A 19,262-nucleotide genomic window follows, 5' to 3' on the forward strand; every position below is an offset into this window, starting at 1 on the left:
CGGGTACAAGCCGGGGCAAGGGAAACGACGCAAAGCAAAATTTCTCCCTCTCAGTCGTAGGGATTCCACAAAGACGAACCCTCAAGGCTCACGACTCCAACAGAGAGCTAGCCCACATGCCTGAGGCGGGCGATCCCGCACCGAATGCGGCGTACCGTGGGACAACGAGGGGAGATCCGGTTCTGCGCGACCCGCGGGTGACACTCCGTGTGGGCAAGCTCACCCCCCTTGGCGGCTCGGCGTCAGGTGTCGCCTGTACCTAAACTCAGCTTGTTTCAAGGAGGGAGCCATCGTGCGCAAGGTGCTCATCGCCAACCGCGGCGAAATCGCCGTCCGCGTCGCCCGCGCGTGCCGGGATGCGGGAATCGCGAGCGTCGCCGTCTATGCCGAGCCGGACCGGGACGCGTTGCACGTCCGCGTGGCCGACGAGGCATTCGCCCTGGGCGGTGACACCCCGGCGGCGAGCTACCTGGATGTCGCCAAGGTGCTGAAGGCCGCCGCCGATTCGGGCGCGGACGCCGTACACCCCGGGTACGGATTCCTCTCCGAGAACGCCGAGTTCGCGCAGGCCGTCATCGACGCGGGCCTCAACTGGATCGGCCCGCCCCCGCAGGCCATCCGCGACCTGGGCGACAAGGTCGCGGCCCGGCACATCGCACAGCGCGCGGGCGCCCCCCTCGTCGCGGGCACCAAGGACCCGGTCTCCGGCGCGGAAGAGGTCGTCACCTTCGCCGAGGAGCACGGCCTGCCCATCGCCATCAAGGCCGCCTTCGGCGGCGGCGGACGCGGCCTGAAGGTCGCCCGCACGCTGGAGGAGGTCCCCGAGCTGTACGACTCGGCAGTGCGCGAGGCCGTGGCCGCCTTCGGCCGCGGCGAGTGCTTCGTCGAGCGCTATCTGGACCGGCCCCGGCACGTGGAGACCCAGTGCCTGGCCGACAAGCACGGCAACGTGGTCGTCGTCTCCACCCGCGACTGCTCCCTCCAGCGCCGCCACCAGAAGCTGGTCGAGGAGGCCCCGGCGCCGTATCTGACGGACGAGCAGAACGCCGAGCTGTACCGCGCGTCCAAGGCCATCCTGCGCGAGGCCGGCTACGAGGGCGCGGGCACCTGCGAGTTCCTCGTCGGCCAGGACGGCACCATCTCCTTCCTGGAGGTCAACACCCGCCTCCAGGTCGAGCACCCGGTGACCGAAGAGGTCACCGGCATCGACCTGGTCCGCGAGATGTTCCGGATCGCCGACGGTGAAGAGCTCGGCTACGACGACCCCCCGCTGCGCGGTCACTCCTTCGAGTTCCGTATCAACGGCGAGGACCCTGGCCGCAACTTCCTCCCGGCGCCCGGCACCGTCACCACCTTCGCCCCGCCCACCGGTCCCGGCGTCCGGCTCGACGCGGGCGTCGAGTCCGGCTCGGTGATCGGCCCGGCGTGGGACTCGCTGCTCGCCAAGCTCATCGTCACCGGCTCCACCCGCAAGCAGGCCCTGGAGCGCGCTGCCCGGGCGCTGGACGAGTTCGAGGTGACCGGTATGGCCACCGCGATCCCCTTCCACCGCACGGTGGTACGGGACTCGGCCTTCGCCCCTGAGGTAAGCGGCCGCGAGGGCGAGCCGTTCGATGTCCACACCCGGTGGATCGAGACGGAGTTCGTCAACGACATCAAGCCGTTCGCGGCGCCCGCCCCCGGTGAGGCCGAGGAGGACGAGGGCGCGGGACGCGAGACCGTCGTCGTCGAGGTCGGCGGCAAGCGGCTGGAGGTCTCCCTCCCCTCCTCGCTGGGCATGCCGCTGGCGCGTGCCGCCGTCGAGGGCGGCGCCCGCAAGCCGCGCCGGAAGGCCGCCAAGAAGTCCGGCACCGCCGTCTCCGGCGACGCCCTCGCCTCCCCGATGCAGGGCACCATCGTCAAGGTCGCCGTCGAGGAGGGCCAGCAGGTCGAGGAGGGCGAACTCATCATCGTCCTGGAGGCGATGAAGATGGAGCAGCCGCTGAACGCGCACCGCGCCGGCACCGTGAAGGATCTCCGTGCGGAGATCGGCGCCTCCGTGACCTCGGGCGCCGTCATCTGCGAGATCAAGGACTGAAGCCTCAGCTTCTTCGCGGCTCCCTTCTTCCCGCGGCTGTCCTTTTTCGCGCCGCTTCTCCCTTCCCGCCGCGGTCCTTTTTTCCGCCGCGACGGCGAGACGAGGAACGAACGTGATGGGGGCACCTCCCGGCCGGAGGCTGGGGGAGGTGCCGAACCCACCCCAGCCGGTGGGTTCGGCACCGCCGATCACATGCATCGTGGCTGAGCGCCGTTGCGACGGGAATCGGTGCGGGCCCGCACCGTGAGAACCCCGGGCGGGTCCGTCTCGACGCGGGCTCCGAATGGCGCGCTGACCCGGTCCAAGGTGACGCGCAGCCACTCGGTGTCCGCGGGCGACGCGGGCAACAGCCGCACGCGGCGCGCCTGGAAGGGAAACAACCGCACCTCGGCGGTAAGACCGGTCCCCGTATCGAGCGTGACCATGTACAGCAGCCGCAGATCGTCGCGGTACGCGCCGTACCCGCCGATGCCCTCGTAGTCGTCGATGAAGTCCCCGCAGCCGTAGAGGACGAGCCTGTCCCGGTAGAGCTCGACGGGGCGCGGGTGGTGCGAGGAGTGGCCGTGGACGAGGTTCAGGCCGCCGTCGATCAGCGCGTGCGCGGAACGTACCTGTTCGGGAGGTACGTCGTAGCCCCAGTTCGAGCCCCAGTGGACCGAGGCGATGGCCACGTCGCCCGGGCGTTTCAACTCGCCCACCCGGCGGGCGACTTCCTCCGCGTCCGCCAAGGAGGACTCCCGTACCACGTGCACGCCCGGCCGCTTGCCCGTCGCGGCCCAGTGCCGGGGAATTCCGCTGGACGGCGACCCCATCGAGACGACGAGCAACCGGCCGCCGGCTGACCCGTCGAGCGGGACGATGGCGGGCGCCCTGGCCTCGGTCGCGTTCCGGCCCGCGCCGGCCGTCCGCAGTCCGGCCGCCGCCAGGGTGTCGAGCGTTTCCAGCAGGCCGCGCACGCCGAAGTCGAGCACATGGTTGTTGGCCAGTACGGTCACATCGGGCCGGGCGACGCCGAGAGCAGACACGTTCGCGGGGTTCATCCGGTAGTGGACGTCCTTGCACGGGGCGAAGTCGCCGCTGCGCGTGACGCTGGTCTCCAGGTTGCAGACCCGCGCGGCGGGGGCCAGTCCGTCGAGGGTGCGCAGCGCTTCGCCCCAGGGCCAGGCGAACTCGGCCGGGCACGGCACCGGCCCGTTCGCCGCCTCCGCGAGCTCTACGTAGCTCCCCGCGTCCCGTACGCACGGCTCGCGCAGCACGGGATCGCCGGGGTGCGGCAGGATCTGGTCGACGCCGCGCCCCAGCATGACGTCGCCGGTCAGGGCAAGCGTCACCGCGTTCCCGGACACGTCTCCACGGTAGTGGAGCCCTCTCGTCCGCTGCTACTCGCGCGGGCTCCCGCGAGGGCGTCGCCGTGCGGGAGCCTCGCGGGAGCCCGGGGTCGGCGCCCCCGCTAGCGGCGTCGGGGTGCCAGATCCGCCACCCGGGGCGGGCCCGCGGGGGCCGACCGCAGATGGGCGGGAGGGGTGCCCCCGCCCTGGTTCGGGCCCCCGCCCTGGGAGGCGGCCCGGCGCGGGGTGGGCATGGGGACCTCGGAGCGCCCCCTCTCGTGGGAGGCGGAGGCCGGCGAGGTCCCGGCGACGGCGACTTGGACGCCGCGGTCGGCGAGGGCCTGCAACTCGGTCTCCGCACGGTCGTCGTGGGCAGGCGGTTCGTCCGTCACCAGCCGGGTGATCACATCGGTGGGCACCGTCTGGAACATGGTGTCGGTCCCCAGCTTGGTGTGGTCGGCGAGGACGACCACCTCGCCGGCCGCCTGCACCAGCGCCCGGTCCACGCTCGCGGAGAGCATGTTGGAGGTGGACAGCCCGCGCTCGGCCGTCAGCCCGCTGCCGGACAGGAAGGCGCGGGAGACGCGCAGCCCCTGGAGGGACTGCTCGGCACCGCTGCCGACCAGCGCGTAGTTGGAGCCACGCAGGGTGCCTCCGGTCATCACCACTTCGACACGATTGGCGTGCGCCAACGCCTGCGCCACCAGCAGCGAGTTGGTGACGACGGTCAGGCCCGGCACTCTGGCGAGCCGTCGCGCGAGCTCCTGGGTCGTCGTACCGGCTCCGACGACGACGGCCTCGCCCTCCGAGACGAGACCCGCGGCGAGGTCGGCGATGGCCGTCTTCTCCGCGGTGGCCAGGTGGGATTTCTGGGGGAAACCGGACTCCCGGGTGAAGCCCCCCGGCAGCACGGCCCCGCCGTGACGGCGGTCGAGGAGTCCTTCGGCCTCCAGCGCCCGTACGTCACGGCGCACGGTCACCTCAGAGGTCTGGACGACGCGGGCGAGCTCGCGGAGCGAGACAGCTCCGTTGGCTCGCACCATTTCAAGGATCAATTGACGACGTTCCGCAGCGAACACGAAACTGACAGTAACGCCAACGACCGTCTGCTTTCAGCGCTATGCGCCGATTAACAGAAGTTGTTCGTACAGCGGCGCCGAACGTGGTATAGGGGATCGTTTGGGACAAGGCCGCCGGGCAGGCCCTAGTGCAGTTCGGTCAGCTTGCGGGTGTGCAGCTGGCGGGCGACCTCGGCGATCGAGCCGGTGAGCGAGGGGTACACGGTGAACGTGTTCGCGATCTGCTCGACGGTCAGATTGTTGTCAACGGCGATCGAGATCGGATGGATCAGCTCGCTGGCCCGTGGTGCGACAACCACACCTCCGACGACGATCCCGGTGCCGGGGCGGCAGAACAGCTTCACGAAACCGTCCCTGATGCCCTGCATCTTCGCCCGCGGATTGCGCAGCAGCGGCAGCTTGACGACACGGGCCTCGATGGCGCCGTTGTCGACGTCCGCCTGGGTGTAGCCGACGGTCGCGATCTCCGGGTCGGTGAAGACGTTCGCGGAGACCGTCTTGAGATCGAGCGGGTTCACCGTGTCGCCGAGGAAGTGGTACATCGCGATCCGGCCCTGCATGGCCGCCACGGAGGCGAGCGCGAGGACGCCGGTGCAGTCGCCCGCGGCGTAGACGCCGGGTGCCGAGGTGCGGGAGACCTTGTCGGTCCAGATGTGGCCCGACTCCTTGAGCCGGACCCCGGCCTCCTCCAGGCCCATGTCCGCGGTGTTCGGAATGGCGCCGACCGCCACCAGGCAGTGCGTGCCGGTGATCGTACGGCCGTCCTGGAGGGTGACCTCGACGCGGTCGTCGTCCGTGAGCTTGGCGGAGGCAGCACGGGAGCGGCTCATCACGTTCATCCCGCGGCGCCGGAAGACGTCCTCCAGGACCGCTGCCGCGTCCGGGTCCTCGCCGGGGAGCACCCGGTCGCGGGAGGAGACCAGGGTGACCTGCGAGCCCAGCGCCTGGTAGGCGCCCGCGAACTCGGCGCCGGTGACGCCGGAGCCGATGACGATCAGTTCCTCGGGCTGTTCCTGGAGGTCGTAGAGCTGCGTCCAGTTCAGGATGCGCTCACCGTCCGGGCGGGCGTCGGGGATCTCCCGCGGGTGGCCGCCGGTGGCGATCAGTACGGCGTCCGCGGTGAGCTGCTCCTGGCTGCCGTCCGCCGCCGTGACGGTGACGACGCGGGAGCCGTCGGTCGCCTGGCCGGGTTCGAGGCGGCCGCGGCCGCGGACGACGCGGCCGCCGGCGCGGGTGACCGCGGCCGTGATGTCGTGCGACTGGGCGAGGGCGAGGCGTTTGACACGGCGGTTGACCTTGCCGATGTCGACGCCGACCACGCGGGCCGGGTCGTCCGGGTCGTGGGTGGTGTCCTCGACCCGGATGCCGAGCTCCTCGTAGGAGGAGTCGAAGTTGGTCATCACCTCGGCGGTGGCGATGAGTGTCTTGGACGGTACGCAGTCGGTGAGGACCGAGGCGCCGCCCAGGCCGTCGCAGTCGACGACGGAGACTTCCGCGCCGAGTTGTGCTGCCACCAGGGCTGCTTCGTATCCGCCGGGGCCGCCGCCGATGATCACGATCCGAGTCACATGGCCTATTGTCCCGCACCCGTCGTGAGGGCCGCGCGGTGGGGCTCCCTCCCTGCGGGAGGGGCGGCCTTTTTGCGGGCTCGGCCCTTGGCCGCCGCTTTGGGTTGTGGGGGCACGCCCCCTTGTGTTTTCGGCTGGCGCCGAGTGGTCGTGTCGGGGGGCTCCGCCCCCCAACGGCCCCCAGCTAGGTGGGCTTCGCCCCCCTAGGACCCCCCTTCCGCACTTTCGGGCTCTACTGACGTAAGAGCTGTCCGCTTCGTGGCTGCTGCCCTTTGGCTGCCGGTGGTGCCCATATCTGGGGTGGTGGAGGGGCGGGACCCTCTCTTTTGGGGCCGTTAGGCTCGGGGGATGTCGCTCTACGCCGCGTACGCCGGCAATCTCGACGCCCGTCTGATGGCCCGCCGTGCGCCGCACTCTCCGCTGCGGGGCACCGGCTGGCTCACGGACTGGCGGCTCACCTTCGGAGGGGAGCACATGGGGTGGGACGGGGCGCTGGCCACGATCGTGGAGGCGCCGCGTTGCCAGACCTTTGTGGCGCTGTACGACATCGCGCCGATGGACGAGGACTCCGTGGACCGGTGGGAGGGCGTCGGCCTGGACATATACCGGCGGATGCGGGTGCGGGTGCAGACGCTGGAAGGCGAGGAGCCCGCGTGGTGCTTCGTCCTCAACGGCTACGAGGGCGGTCTGCCCTCGGCCCGCTATCTGGGGGACATCGCGGACGCGGCGGAGTCGGCGGGGGCGCCGCACGACTACGTCATGGAGCTCCGTAAGCGGCCCTGCTAGCGGAAAACACCGTCCCGCGCCGGTTTCGGCCGTGTGTTCGTCCGGACTTGGAGATGAGTTGCGTCCCACGTCTACGCGCGTAGGCGATAACGGGCTACCCTCGTCGCGTGAACGCTTCTGCCACTACGCACATCGCCGACGACCCCTACCGCTCCGCCGAGGAGGCCGCCGCCAAGCTGCGGGCCCTGACCGGCGAGGACAGCCACGATGTGGCCCTCGTCATGGGCTCGGGCTGGGTGCCGGCGGCCGACACGCTCGGGGTGGCCGACCATGAGCTCGCGGTGACCGAGCTGCCGGGGTTCCCGCCTCCGACCGCCGCCGGCCACGCTGGCAAGATCCGCTCGCACCGGGTGGGCGACAAGCGCGCGCTCGTCTTCCTCGGCCGTACGCACGCGTACGAGGGCCGCGGTGTCGCGGCCGTCGCGCACGGGGTACGTACGGCCGTGGCGGCGGGCTGCAAGACCATCGTCCTCACCAACGGCTGCGGCGGGCTGCGGCCGGGCATGCGTCCTGGTCAGCCGGTCCTCATCAGTGACCACATCAATCTCACCGCCACCTCCCCCATCGTCGGCGCCAACTTCGTCGACCTGACCGATCTGTACTCGCCGCGGCTGCGCGCGCTCTGCAAGGAGATCGACCCGACGCTGGAAGAGGGCGTCTACGTCCAGTTCCCCGGGCCGCACTACGAGACCCCGGCCGAGATCGGTTTCGTCCGCACGATCGGCGGAGACCTGGTCGGCATGTCCACCGTCCTGGAGGCCATCGCCGCACGTGAGGCCGGGGCCGAGGTGCTCGGCGTCTCCCTGGTGACCAACCTGGCCGCCGGGATGACGGGCGAGCCCCTCAACCACGAGGAGGTCCTCCAGGCGGGCCGCGACTCGGCGGTACGCATGGGATCGCTGCTCGGCGAGGTGCTGAACCGGCTCTGAGCCCCGCTACGGCCAGAGGCCGCCCGTGGGCAGCCTGAGGGGCTGCCCACTGACTCCATCGGCTCTTGAGACCACCGGAAAGGCAGGACCAAGAAGTTGACCTCTCCCCCAGCTGAAGCAGAGGGATTCAAGCCTCGCGGCTCGAGTTTTCTGCTTCGCAGCCCGTTGCCGACCCGAATCAACGGCGAGGGTTGGTGTGCCAACCATCGGTCTTACTCAAGCTCCACAGACCTGACTTCCCGCCGGCCCGACGGTAGACCGGGACGAAGCTTGGCTACCGCCCCGACCAGGTGGGTCGATCCTACAAGCTGCGGCGACCAAGTGGGTCGGCAATCCGCGGAGGAGTCCCGATGAGCGACGGTCTGCGGGACGACGACGCGCTGCTCGCCCGGGCCCGTGACTGGCTGGCCGAGGACCCTGACCCGGAGACCCGCGAGGAGCTCGCCAAGCTGGTCGAGGCCCGGGATCTGGCCGAGCTGCGGGACCGGTTCTCCGGCACCCTCCAGTTCGGCACGGCCGGACTCCGCGGTGAGCTGGGCGCGGGCCCGATGCGGATGAACCGCGCCGTCGTCATCCGCGCGGCGGCCGGGATCGCCGCGTATCTGCGCGCCCGTACAGCGGACGGTGACCGGCCGCTGGTCGTGATCGGGTACGACGCGCGGCACAAGAGCGCCGACTTCGCACGGGACACCGCGGCCGTCATGGTCGGTGCGGGGCTGCGCGCGGCGACGCTGCCCGAGCCGCTGCCCACGCCCGTACTGGCGTTCGCCGTACGGCACCTGGGCGCTGCCGCCGGGATCATGGTCACCGCCAGCCACAATCCGCCGCGCGACAACGGCTACAAGGTCTACCTGGACGACGGCCTGCAGATCGTGCCACCCGCGGACGGGGAGATCGCCCACGAGATCGCATCCGTCGGACCGCTCGCCGGCGTGCCCCGCCCCGACTCGGGCCGGCAGGTGCTCGGCGACGACGTACTGAACGCCTACCTCGCGCGTACCGGCGCCGTCCTCACCGAGGGCTCGCCGCGCGAGGTCCGGGTCGTCCACACCGCGATGCACGGCGTCGGCCACCGTACGGCGCAGCTCGCCTTCGAGCGTGCGGGCTTCCCCGCCCCTGTCCCGGTGCCGGAACAGGCCGAGCCGGACCCCGACTTCTCCACCGTGGCGTTCCCCAATCCGGAGGAGCCCGGCGCGATGGACCGCGCGTTCGCGACCGCGCGCGCCTGGGAGGACGAGCACGGTGAGCGTCCTGACGTGATCATCGCGAACGACCCGGACGCGGACCGCTGCGGCGTCGCCGTACCGGACCCGGCTGCCGCGGACGGCTGGCGGATGCTGCGCGGCGACCAGGTCGGCGTGCTGCTGGCCACCCATCTGATCCGCAAGCACGCCAAGGGGACCTTCGCGACGACCATCGTCTCCTCCTCGCTGCTCTCCCGGATCGCCGAGGCCGCGAAGCTGCCGTACGCCGAGACGCTGACCGGCTTCAAGTGGCTGGCCCGGGTGGATGGCCTGCGGTACGGCTACGAGGAGGCGCTGGGCTACTGCGTCGACCCGGAGGGCGTACGCGACAAGGACGGCATCACGGCGGCGCTGCTCGTCGCCGAGCTGGCCGCCGAGCTGAAGCAGGCCGGGCGCACGCTGACGGATCTGCTGGACGACCTCGACGTCGAGTACGGCGTCCACGCGACGGACCAGCTGTCGGTGCGGGTGGCCGACCTGTCGCTGATCGCCTCCGGGATGCGGCGGCTGCGCGCCGAGCCGCCGGCCGCCCTGGGCGGGCTGGCCGTGGCGCAGGCCGACGATCTGAGCCGGGGGAGCGAGGATCTTCCGCCGACGGACGGGCTGCGCTATCAGCTGGCCGGTACGGACGGCGTCGAGGGCGGCCGGGTCATCGTCCGGCCCAGCGGTACGGAGCCCAAGCTCAAGTGCTATCTGGAGGTCGTCGTCCCGGTCGGGGAGGCGGCTGGGCTCGCCGCTGCGCGGGAGCGGGCGGCGGGGGTGCTGGAGCGGATCAAGGCCGATCTGAAGCGGGTCACGGGGCTCTGAGCCCCGGAGGCCGCGGGCCCCGGGGGCGGCTGTTCCGCTGTTCCGCTGTTGTGCGGGAGAGCGGAATAGCCGCCCCCGCCGCGTGAGTTTCCCGAGCAGGCAGACGAACGCCCTCGCGGAACTTCAGGCGGGAGACCGACGACCATGTGGCACGGTGAGCAGCTCGATCTTGAGGCGTATCTTGCACGGCTGGGGTACCAGGGGGAGCGCGTACCCACCCTGGAGACGTCGCGTGCGCTGCACCGCGCGCATGTGCTGTCGGTGCGCTGGGACAATCTGGACAGCTATCTCTACCGGTCGGTCTCGCTCGACCTGGCGGATCTGCAGGCCAAGCTCGTCCACCGCGGCCGGGGCGGTTACTGCTACGAGCACGTCACGCTCTACGCGGCCGCCCTGGAGCGGCTGGGCTTCCGCTTCACCGCGGTGAGCGGGCGGGTGCAGATGGGCGCGGAGAAGATCCTGCCGGCGACGCACGCGATGCTGCTGGTCGACATCGACGGGCGGCGCTGGCTGAGCGACGTCGGCTTCGGCAGCAGCCCGCTCGCCCCGATCGAGCTGGTGGACGGCAACGAGGTGACGATCGAGGGCCGTCCTTTCCTGCTGCGCCGTACGGAGATCACGCCGGGCGCGGACGGCTGGGCGCTGCACGAGCCGGACGGCCGGGGCGGCTGGCTGGTGCGGCACAACTTCACGGAGAACCCGCAGTATCCGGTGGACTACGAGCTCGGCAACCACTTCATCGCCACCAGCGGCCACTCCCCCTTCAACCGCCGCCCCTTCCTCCAGCGCATCCGACCCGACCGCACCGATCAGCTGGACGGCCTCACCTGGACGACGACCTCCGCGACTGCCGCCGCGGCCGGCGCGGGACCTGACGAGACGCGCGTCGTCGAACCGAACGAGCTGCCCAAGCTGCTGTGGGACACCTTCGGCGTGGAGCTCTCGCAGAAGGAGGCGGAACTGGTGGTCCAACGGGTCGAACAGGACCAGCAGCGGGACGGCTAGACCACCAGCAGGACCGCGAGGAGCACAGCGCCGACCGCGGCGGGGGCGATGACCTCGAAGGACCAGCGGACGGCAACCTCACCCTGGGCCTCCTCCTTCCCCCCGTGGGCCTCCAGCAACTCGCGGAGTTCGTCGACGGACTGGTCGGAGGGAGCCCGCTTCTCGGACTCGTCCGGGACGACATCCGGCACGCCGCGACCGCCGAACAGCCCACCGGGCCCGGCGACGGGCGGCCGGCCCGAGGCGATCCGCTCGTTGTGCCGGGTCGCCTTCTTGCGGGCCCGCAGCGAGACGGGGATGGCCCACAGCTGGTACTTCCTGCCGTCCGCGACGACCTCGCTGGAGTACCCGGCGCGTACCGTCTCCACGGCACCCCACGGCGCCTCGATCGTCCGGAAGGGGTTGCGCACCCGGATCCGCCGCTCCCCCGCGAACACGGCGGGGCGCAGGGTGAAGGCGACGACGAGCGGTACGGCGAACAGCAGCCCGGCGAGCGCGAGCCACGGTGTGCGGCCCTCGCCGCCGACGATCGCGTCGATCGACAGCCACAGGCCGATGGCCAGCAGGACGATGCCGCCCGCCATCCCGGCGGGCGAGCGGTACACCCGGTCGGGGTACTCCTGCCCGTCGCTCACGGCCCCGCTCGCGGCTTCGTCCCCGCCCCCGCTTCCGGCTCCGCCGTCGTCTCCGCTCCCGGCCCCGCTTCCGGCCTCGTCGCCCTGATCCTTGTCCTCGCTCCTCATGCGAACGATTGTGCCGGACCGTCCGGATGACGGACATTGCGGTACGGCATCGAAGAAGAGTTCCGGGGAAGCGATGAGTTTCCGTCCGGCGCCGGTCAACACATCAGTACGACTCAGTACGACCAAGAAGCCGACGAGCCTACCGATACGGAGAAGAAGACCATGGGAAGCCTCAAGGTGCACGAGTTCATCAGCCTCGACGGTGTCATCGAGTCCCCGAGCTGGACGGCTGACTACCCGTTCGGTGCGGAGATGATGGAGGCCGTCGGCGGACTCACGGCTTCCGCCGACGCCATCCTGCTGGGCCGCAACACCTACGAGATGTTCGCGCCCGCGTGGTCGACCCGTACCGCGGAGGACGACCCCGGAGCGCCCTTCTTCAACGAGACGGCCAAATACGTCGTCTCCTCGACGCTGGAGAAGGCCGACTGGAACAACACGACGATCCTCGGCCCGTACGACCCGAAGGCCGTTCGCGACCTGAAGAACAGCACTCAGGGCATCTACGTCAGCGGCAGCGCCGCCCTGGTACGCGCACTGCTCGCCGACCAACTCGTCGACGAACTGCACCTGTTCATGTACCCGGTCACCCTCGGCAAGGGCCAGCGTCTCTTCCCCGAGGACACCCCCGCACAGAAGCTCTCCCTCACCACCTGCGAACGATTCGAAGGCGGCGTGGCTCACCTGGTCTACGGCCCGGCGACGGGCGACGACAGCGGCGCCCACGCTTGAGGGCCGACTGCTGGCCGAACTGTGCGGATCCGCTTTCGAGGCGGTGTGGCAGCGGGCGGTTCCGCACACGGAGTATCGCCCGGTCAGGAAGGGCTGAGACTCCAGCGTTGCCGTCGTCGTCCAACGTCGCAGGGGCCCGACAGCCCCTCGGCCAACGCCTGCGGGAGATCCGTAAGGACGCCGGACTCACCGCGCAGGCTCTGGCCGGACTTGCCGGATGGCATGAGTCGAAGTGCTCGCGCATCGAGCACGGCCGCACATCCCCGTCCGATGCAGACATTCGAATCGACGGCCAGAGCTGTTGCGATCTGGTCGGCCACCCGCTCTTGAGCGTTGCAGCGCAGTGCCCAACGACAACCGCCAGCACTAGCACCTTGCTGTGTGCCGGTGGCGGAGTGGCATGCAGAATTGCCTGCCGTTCACACCTGACCGCCGCCGTCAATCTTGTCCATCACCGCTGGTGGGAACGAGTGAGAGCAGCGTCCCGCTGAGCAATGGCCTGGTTCGGGGGCGTCGCCCATGCGAGCTCGGCCCAGACGATCTTGCCCAGGGGGCGATCGTCGGTACCCCAGGATTCGGCGAGCGCCGCGACGACCAACAGGCCGCGTCCGCTGGTGCGATCACATGACTCCGGTCGAGGCCGTGGTCGGCGACGTACGGGGTCGTGCACCTCGATGCGGGCGCGGTCGGCGCTGAGAACGACCTTGAGTGCGAGCTTGTCGCCCGGTTCCGTGCCGTATCGGATCGCGTTGGTCACCAACTCCGAGACGACGAGGCACAGGTCGTCGATGCGGTCCATGGGCATGGCGGGGGCGTGACGAGCAACGGCTCGCCGCGTGTACGCACGTGCAGCTGCCGCGGCGCGGGGTGTACCCGGCAGTGTCGTGGTGGTCGGTACAAGTGATGTGCGCATGTGTCTCCTTCGAGCGGCTCAGCGTCGAGAGATGTCCGACGCAGGGCGCCGCACAGTTCCGGAAAGGCCGCTGGTTGAAGTGGCGTGGCACCAGTGCACCGGCGCGACGAGCACGATGGGCAACGAACGGCCGGACATTTCGGCGGACGTTTTCGTCTCCCCGTGAGTAACCGATTCACTACGCTGAGAAAGCGGAGCGCGACCGTAAGGAGACGCATGGCGAGCACGTACATGAGCAAGCTGGCGCGGTTACGGCAGGCCGCCGGTTACACGCAGGGTTCCTTCATCAATGCGTTTGCGGAGGAAGCAGCACGCATTGGAATCGCCGCTTCAGTGAGCATTCGCCAGCTCCGCCGCTGGGAACGCGAGACTCCCCCGCCGCTACCCCACCCGGGCCAGCAGGCCGTACTGGAAGCGCTGTTCGGAGTGCCCCTCGCTGAGATGGGCTTTGCCGTCCCGCGTCACCGCGTGACGGTCTCGGCACCGATCAGCCACCCTGAAGAGGTGAAGCGGAGAAGGTTCGTCGCCGACGCCGGGGCGCTTGCCACCACCGCCCTCGTAACTTCCCGGAGGGGTCCGTGGGTGGGCACGCCCGACGTCGCGCGACTGCGCGCGAGCCTCGACGGTCTGTATCAGACGGACCATGCAGCGGGCAGCGCGCCTGCCATGGCGCAGGCGAACTGCATCGAGAGACAGCTCACGGACAGGCTCTCAGCTGCCTCGTACACAAACCACATCGGCCGCGAGCTGCAAATCATGCTCGCCGAGCTTCATGGCCACCGTGCCTGGTACGGCTACGACAGCGGACGTGTTGTCCAAGGACGCACCGCTTGCATGGAGGCCCTTTCGGCCGCTCAACTCATCGATGACCCGCTGCTCCAGGTCTCAGTACTGGAGACGTTCGTACTTCTCGCGATCAAGGCCGAACGGCTATGGGAGGCTGCAAGCGCGGTCGAACACGCCGCTCGGCTTGCGAAGCGCGCGGGGGCCGGGCACACCGTGCATCTGGTGATTGCGCTGCGGGACGCCAATGTCGCCACGCACGCAGGAGACCTATCCGCGGCGCGGCGTGCGCTGAGTCATGCCGTAAGCCGCCAGGGGCGGGTGGACATGGACACCGAGGTGCCCAAATGGGCGCGCTTTGTCGGTGGATTCGAGGTCGACTACGCGACGGCGGACCTGTACGTGCGCGCCGGGCAGCCGAAACGTGCCGTGCCGTTCCTGCGGGCCGCCGCACGTGGCATCGGGCAAGACCTGGCCCGCAACAGTGCCTCGTACCGAGTGAAGCTGGCCGACGTGCTCCTGGAAGCAGGTGAAGTCGATGAAGCATGCGCTGAGATGAGCGCGGTTCTCGACGCACTCGGCCGTATCTCCTCGGCACGCTTGATGGGGAAGGTCCGGGCGTTTCAGGTAGCCGCTGCTCGCGTCGAAAGTGTCGCGGCCCGCGAGTGTGGTGAACGTATTCGGGAGACCTTCCGAGGAGGCATCGCATGAACGAGGGGGCATCGCATGAAGCGGGAAGGGGCGGGGGCGGCCGTCACGGTTGAGCGTATGGACGGGGTCGCGGCCGCGCGGGCCGAGGACGCGTTCCGGCTGGTGTACGCCGAGGCGTTCGCGGAGCCGCCCTACAACGAGACCGCCGATGATGTGGCGGATACCTTTCGACGCTTCCGCTCCCAGACGCGCAAGGGCACCTTTCGTGCGGCTCTGGCCTGGGCGGATGGCGACGGTGGACGGGCCGGCGGGGCTGCTGGGGGCGGCCATGAGCCGGTTGGCATGGCGTACGGGTATCCGCTCGGGCCGGACACCGGGTGGTGGGGCCGGCTGATCGATCCGGTGTCCGAAGAGATGCGGCGTGAGGACGGGCACCGTACTTTCGGACTGATGGAGCTGGCCGTACGCGGTCCGTGGCGCAGACAGGGCATCGCTCGGCGACTGCACGACGCGTTGCTCGACGGGGTCGAGGCCGAGCGGGTGCTGCTGAATGTTCATCCGGGGAGTGAGGGGGCGGCCGCTGCTTATCGGGCGTGGGGGTATCGGAAGGTCGGCGAGGCGCGGCCGTGGGAGGGCGCGGAGGTGCATGACGTGATGATGCTCGCTCTGCGGTGAGCGGTTCTTTGTGCGGTACCGGCGGGAGGGAGTGCGGCGCCGGCTGGAGGGAGATGCGGGGGCTCCGTGAGGGGTGGCGGATTCGCTGGGGTGCGTAAATTTGGCGTTGGTTGCCGGGTTTTCGGTTCGTGCGAACGCGCCTTGGGGCTGGCTACGGGGGGAGGGGTCGTGGGTTGCGGTGGGTGGCGGTGCTGTGCGGGTTGCGTTGGGTTGCGCGCCGTGCCGCCGCCGTCGTGGGGTGGGGGTTCGTGAGCCGACCAGCCGGTCGGTATGGGTTGCGGGGGAGCTGGCTGCTGCCGCGTTGTAGTTGCGGCTTCGTACTCTCGCTCCGCTCGTGGCACGCCGGTGGGTGGTTGGCCGGGGGTGGGCGTCTTCTTTTTTGAGAGTTGTGCGGGGCGCGTTGTGCGGCCCCCGGCGGCGACCCGTGGGGGCAGTGCTGACGCCGGGCAGGAGATGGGGGTGACAGCCACTACGCGCGTAGATATGGTGCTCTGGTGAGCATGTCTACTGATGCGGCCCCTCGCGACGCGGGGAGGGGCTCCCTCTCCGACGTCGCGACTTCCGACGCCGCTCTCCGTCGCTTTCTGCATGGGCTTCCGGGTGTCGACGCGGTCGGGCTGGAGGCCCGGGCCGGTGCGCTGGGGACCCGTTCCATCAAGACGACCGCCAAGGCGTACGCGCTCGATCTGGCGATCTCGATGATCGACCTGACGACGCTGGAGGGGGCCGATACGCCGGGCAAGGTGCGGTCCCTGTGCGCGAAGGGGGCGAACCCCGATCCGGGTGACCGGTCGACGCCTCGGGTTGCTGCCATCTGTGTGTATCCGGACATGGCGGCCGTCGCCAAGCAGGCGCTGGCCGGGCTGGGGGCGGCCGGGATCAGTGTGGCGTCCGTGGCCACCGCGTTCCCGTCCGGGCGGGCCGCGATGTCGGTCAAGCTGGCGGACACCCTGGATGCGGTCGCTGCCGGGGCCGACGAGATCGACATGGTGATCGACCGGGGGGCTTTCCTGGCCGGGCGCTATATGCAGGTCTTCGAGGAGATCCAGGAGGTGAAGGCCGCCTGCGGGGGTGCTCATCTGAAGGTGATCTTCGAGAACGGGGAGCTGGCCACCTACGACAACATCCGGCGGGCCTCCTGGCTGGCCATGCTCGCCGGGGCCGATTTCATCAAGACGTCGACGGGCAAGGTCAGCGTCAACGCGACGCCGTCGAACACGTTGCTGATGCTGGAGGCCGTCCGCGATTTCCGGGCTGCCACCGGGCGCCAGGTGGGGGTGAAGCCCGCCGGGGGCATCCGTACGGCGAAGGACGCGATCAAGTATCTGGTGATGGTGAACGAGACGCTGGGTGACGACTGGCTCAGCCCGGACTGGTTCCGGTTCGGTGCCTCCAGTCTGCTGAACGATCTGCTGATGCAGCGTCAGAAGCTCTCGACCGGGCGGTACTCCGGTCCCGACTACGTAACGGTGGATTGAGCCATGAACGACCAGCCGTCCAAGTCGGCGGAGTCGAAGTTGTTCGCCTATGCGCCCGCGCCCGAGTCCCGCGCCGTTGTCGACATCGCACCGTCGTACGGGTTGTTCATCGACGGTGAGTTCCGCGAGGCCGCCTCGGGCCGGGTGTTCAAGACGCTGGCGCCCGCCAGTGAAGAGGTGCTGTCCGAGGTCGCGTACGGCGACGGGGACGATGTCGATGCGGCGGTGCGCGCGGCACGTGCTGCCTTCGGGCCGTGGTCGGCGCTGCCGGGTGCCGAGCGGGCGAAGTATCTGTTCCGGATCGCACGTATTGTCCAGGAGCGGTCCCGCGAGCTGGCGGTGCTGGAGACGCTGGACAACGGCAAGCCGATCCGGGAGACGCGGGACGCCGATCTGCCGCTGGTGGCGGCGCACTTCTTCTACTACGCGGGGTGGGCCGACAAGCTCTCGTACGCCGGGTGCGGGCCCGATCCGCGTCCGCTGGGGGTCGCCGCGCAGGTCATCCCGTGGAACTTCCCGCTGCTGATGCTCGCCTGGAAGGTCGCCCCGGCGCTGGCCACCGGCAACACGGTGGTGCTCAAGCCCGCCGAGACGACGCCGCTCTCGGCGCTGTTCTTCGCGGACATCTGCCGGCAGGCGGGGCTGCCCAAGGGTGTCGTCAACATCGTCACGGGCGACGGTGCGACGGGCGCGGCGCTGGTGGGGCACCCGGATGTGAACAAGGTGGCCTTCACCGGGTCGACCGCCGTGGGTAAGGAGATCGCGCGGACCGTCGCCGGGACTCAGAAGCGGCTGACTCTGGAGCTGGGCGGGAAGGGCGCGAACATCGTGTTCGAGGACGCGCCGCTCGACCAGGCTGTGGAGGGCATCGTCGGCGGCATCTTCTTCAACCAGGGGCAGGTGTGCTGCGCGGGCTCCCGGCTGCTGGTGCAGGAGTCGGTGCAGGAGGAAGTGCTGGACGCGCTCAAGCGGCGGCTGAGCACGCTGCGGGTCGGCGATCCGCTGGACAAGAACACCGATGTGGGCGCCATCAACTCCGCCGAGCAGCTGGCCCGGATCACCGAACTGGCCGAGGCGGGCGAGGCGGAGGGCGCCGAGCGCTGGTCGCCGCCGTGCGAGCTGCCCGGCGAGGGCTACTGGTTCGCGCCGACCGTCTTCACGGGCGTCAGCCAGGCCCATCGGATCGCCCGCGAGGAGATCTTCGGCCCGGTGCTGTCGGTGCTCACTTTCCGTACGCCCGACGAGGCGGTCGCGAAGGCCAACAACACGCCCTACGGCCTCTCCGCCGGCATCTGGACGGAGAAGGGCTCGCGGATTCTGAAGCTGGCCAACCAGCTGCGCGCCGGCGTGGTGTGGGCCAACACGTTCAACAAGTTCGATCCGACCTCGCCGTTCGGCGGCTACAAGGAGTCCGGTTACGGCCGCGAGGGTGGCAGGCACGGTCTGGAGGCTTACCTTGAGCACGCCTGAGGCACGTACATCCCCGGCACGGGCCGCACGGCTGTCCGTACTGAAGACCTACAAGCTGTACGTCGGGGGGAAGTTCCCCCGCAGCGAGAGCGGCAGGGTGTACGAGGTGACCGACGCGAAAGCCCAGTGGCTGGCCAATGCCCCGCTCGCCTCCCGCAAGGACGCGCGGGACGCGGTCGTCGCGGCCCGTAAGGCGTTCGGCGGCTGGTCGGGCGCGACGGCCTACAACCGGGGGCAGATCCTCTACCGGATCGCGGAGATGCTGGAGGGCCGCCGCGAGCAGTTCGCCGCCGAGGTGGCGGCGGCCGAGGGGCTGTCGAAGGCGAAGGCCCAGGCGCAGACCGACGCGGCGATCGACCGCTGGGTCTGGTACGCGGGCTGGTCCGACAAGGTGGCCCAGGTGGTGGGCGGCGGCAACCCGGTCGCGGGGCCGTTCTTCAATCTGTCGACCCCCGAGCCGACGGGCGTGGTGGCGGCGCTGGCCCCGCAGGAGTCGTCGCTGCTGGGTCTGGTATCCGTACTGGCGCCGGTGATCGTCACCGGCAACACGGCGGTCGTCGTCACCTCGCGCACCGCGCCGCTGCCCGCGCTGTCCCTCGCGGAGGTGCTGGCGACCTCGGATCTGCCCGGCGGCGTCGTCAATGTGCTGTCCGGCGACACCGCGGAGATCGCCCGCCCGCTGGCCGCGCACCAGGATGTGAACGCGATCGATTTGGCGGGGGCCGATGGGGAGTTGGCCGTCGAGTTGGAGGGCGCCGCCGCGGAGAACCTGAAGCGGGTATTGCGGCCCGATGCCGACGCCGACTGGGCCGCCGAGCCGGGGCTTGAGCGGATGACGGCGTTCCTGGAGACGAAGACGGTCTGGCATCCGATCGGGGCCTGAGCGGTCGTTCCGGTGAGGGGGTGAGCCTGTCCGACGCGGGCGGACTGCGGGTTGGTTGTGGCTTGTCGCGCAGTTCCCCGCGCCCCCTGACGGGGCGCGGCCCCCCCCGCT

The 19,262-nt window shown here is 70.1% G+C and carries 17 protein-coding genes; 12 read left to right on the forward strand and 5 right to left on the reverse strand.

Annotated features, from left to right (window positions below; all coding sequences use genetic code 11):
- Positions 1–292 precede the first annotated feature (292 nt).
- A complete protein-coding gene (locus ACQEU8_RS13595; protein WP_433100278.1) occupies positions 293–2,077 on the forward strand; it encodes a biotin carboxylase N-terminal domain-containing protein in 1,785 nt (594 codons plus the stop codon).
- Positions 2,078–2,265: 188 nt separating this feature from the next.
- Here the strand turns inward: ACQEU8_RS13595 and ACQEU8_RS13600 are convergent, their stop codons facing one another.
- The 3 genes from ACQEU8_RS13600 to ACQEU8_RS13610 all read right to left on the reverse strand — a co-directional run bounded on the left by ACQEU8_RS13600 (position 2,266) and on the right by ACQEU8_RS13610 (position 6,061).
- The gene (locus tag ACQEU8_RS13600; protein ID WP_433100280.1) at positions 2,266–3,423 is read right to left on the reverse strand and encodes a CapA family protein; all 1,158 of its coding nucleotides are present in this window, start codon (positions 3,421–3,423) and stop codon (positions 2,266–2,268) included.
- A gap of 104 nt (positions 3,424–3,527) precedes the next feature.
- A complete protein-coding gene (locus ACQEU8_RS13605) occupies positions 3,528–4,448 on the reverse strand; it encodes a DeoR/GlpR family DNA-binding transcription regulator (RefSeq protein WP_433100282.1) in 921 nt (306 codons plus the stop codon).
- Between the two features lie 161 nt (positions 4,449–4,609).
- Positions 4,610–6,061, reverse strand: coding sequence for an NAD(P)H-quinone dehydrogenase (locus ACQEU8_RS13610; protein ID WP_433102363.1), 1,452 nt, complete (start codon positions 6,059–6,061; stop codon positions 4,610–4,612).
- Positions 6,062–6,400: 339 nt separating this feature from the next.
- Between ACQEU8_RS13610 and ACQEU8_RS13615 the strand changes: the two genes are divergently transcribed.
- The 4 genes from ACQEU8_RS13615 to ACQEU8_RS13630 all read left to right on the forward strand — a co-directional run bounded on the left by ACQEU8_RS13615 (position 6,401) and on the right by ACQEU8_RS13630 (position 10,823).
- Positions 6,401–6,838 carry a gamma-glutamylcyclotransferase gene (locus tag ACQEU8_RS13615; protein WP_433100284.1) on the forward strand — a complete coding sequence of 146 codons (438 nt, stop codon included), beginning with the start codon at positions 6,401–6,403 and terminating at the stop codon, positions 6,836–6,838.
- 107 nt (positions 6,839–6,945) lie between these two features.
- A complete protein-coding gene (locus tag ACQEU8_RS13620) occupies positions 6,946–7,767 on the forward strand; it encodes a purine-nucleoside phosphorylase (RefSeq protein WP_433100286.1) in 822 nt (273 codons plus the stop codon).
- 350 nt (positions 7,768–8,117) lie between these two features.
- Positions 8,118–9,818 (forward strand): phospho-sugar mutase, encoded by a 1,701-nt coding sequence (locus ACQEU8_RS13625; RefSeq protein ID WP_433100288.1) that lies wholly within the window; start codon positions 8,118–8,120, stop codon positions 9,816–9,818.
- Positions 9,819–9,962: 144 nt separating this feature from the next.
- Complete coding sequence (locus tag ACQEU8_RS13630) at positions 9,963–10,823, forward strand: arylamine N-acetyltransferase family protein (protein WP_433100290.1); 861 nt, start codon at positions 9,963–9,965, stop codon at positions 10,821–10,823.
- Here the strand turns inward: ACQEU8_RS13630 and ACQEU8_RS13635 are convergent.
- Positions 10,820–11,566: a PH domain-containing protein gene (locus ACQEU8_RS13635; RefSeq protein ID WP_433100292.1), complete on the reverse strand. Its 747-nt coding sequence runs from the start codon at positions 11,564–11,566 to the stop codon at positions 10,820–10,822. The genes ACQEU8_RS13630 and ACQEU8_RS13635 overlap by 4 nt on opposite strands.
- 162 nt (positions 11,567–11,728) lie before the next feature.
- Here ACQEU8_RS13635 and ACQEU8_RS13640 point away from each other — a divergent pair, with 162 nt between their 5' ends.
- Both ACQEU8_RS13640 and ACQEU8_RS13645 read left to right on the forward strand, forming a co-directional pair.
- The gene (locus tag ACQEU8_RS13640) at positions 11,729–12,298 is read left to right on the forward strand and encodes a dihydrofolate reductase family protein (RefSeq protein WP_433100294.1); all 570 of its coding nucleotides are present in this window, start codon (positions 11,729–11,731) and stop codon (positions 12,296–12,298) included.
- 107 nt (positions 12,299–12,405) lie between these two features.
- Entirely contained in the window at positions 12,406–12,789 is a 384-nt protein-coding gene (locus ACQEU8_RS13645) for a helix-turn-helix domain-containing protein (RefSeq protein WP_433100296.1), read from the forward strand.
- Here ACQEU8_RS13645 and ACQEU8_RS13650 read toward each other — a convergent pair.
- Positions 12,750–13,211, reverse strand: coding sequence for an ATP-binding protein (locus tag ACQEU8_RS13650; protein WP_433100298.1), 462 nt, complete (start codon positions 13,209–13,211; stop codon positions 12,750–12,752). The genes ACQEU8_RS13645 and ACQEU8_RS13650 overlap by 40 nt on opposite strands.
- Before the next feature lie 216 nt (positions 13,212–13,427).
- On the opposite strand from ACQEU8_RS13650, the gene ACQEU8_RS13655 reads away from it, so the two are divergent.
- The 5 genes from ACQEU8_RS13655 to ACQEU8_RS13675 all read left to right on the forward strand — a co-directional run bounded on the left by ACQEU8_RS13655 (position 13,428) and on the right by ACQEU8_RS13675 (position 19,151).
- The gene (locus ACQEU8_RS13655) at positions 13,428–14,705 is read left to right on the forward strand and encodes a hypothetical protein (RefSeq protein WP_433100300.1); all 1,278 of its coding nucleotides are present in this window, start codon (positions 13,428–13,430) and stop codon (positions 14,703–14,705) included.
- A 57-nt stretch (positions 14,706–14,762) separates the two neighbouring features.
- Positions 14,763–15,320, forward strand: coding sequence for a GNAT family N-acetyltransferase (locus tag ACQEU8_RS13660; protein WP_433100302.1), 558 nt, complete (start codon positions 14,763–14,765; stop codon positions 15,318–15,320).
- Between the two features lie 500 nt (positions 15,321–15,820).
- Positions 15,821–16,798: a deoxyribose-phosphate aldolase gene (gene deoC / locus ACQEU8_RS13665; RefSeq protein ID WP_433102365.1), complete on the forward strand. Its 978-nt coding sequence runs from the start codon at positions 15,821–15,823 to the stop codon at positions 16,796–16,798.
- Positions 16,799–16,801: 3 nt separating this feature from the next.
- On the forward strand, positions 16,802–18,268 hold the full coding sequence (locus ACQEU8_RS13670) for an aldehyde dehydrogenase family protein (RefSeq protein WP_433100304.1): 1,467 nt from the start codon (positions 16,802–16,804) through the stop codon (positions 18,266–18,268).
- Positions 18,255–19,151 (forward strand): aldehyde dehydrogenase family protein, encoded by an 897-nt coding sequence (locus ACQEU8_RS13675; RefSeq protein ID WP_433100306.1) that lies wholly within the window; start codon positions 18,255–18,257, stop codon positions 19,149–19,151. Before ACQEU8_RS13670 ends, ACQEU8_RS13675 begins: the two co-directional genes overlap by 14 nt.
- The last annotated feature ends 111 nt before the right edge of the window (positions 19,152–19,262 follow it).

Origin of the sequence: Streptomyces sp. CA-250714, from assembly GCF_050936705.1 — a bacterium.
In the GTDB taxonomy this organism is placed as follows: Bacteria; Actinomycetota; Actinomycetes; order Streptomycetales; family Streptomycetaceae; genus Streptomyces.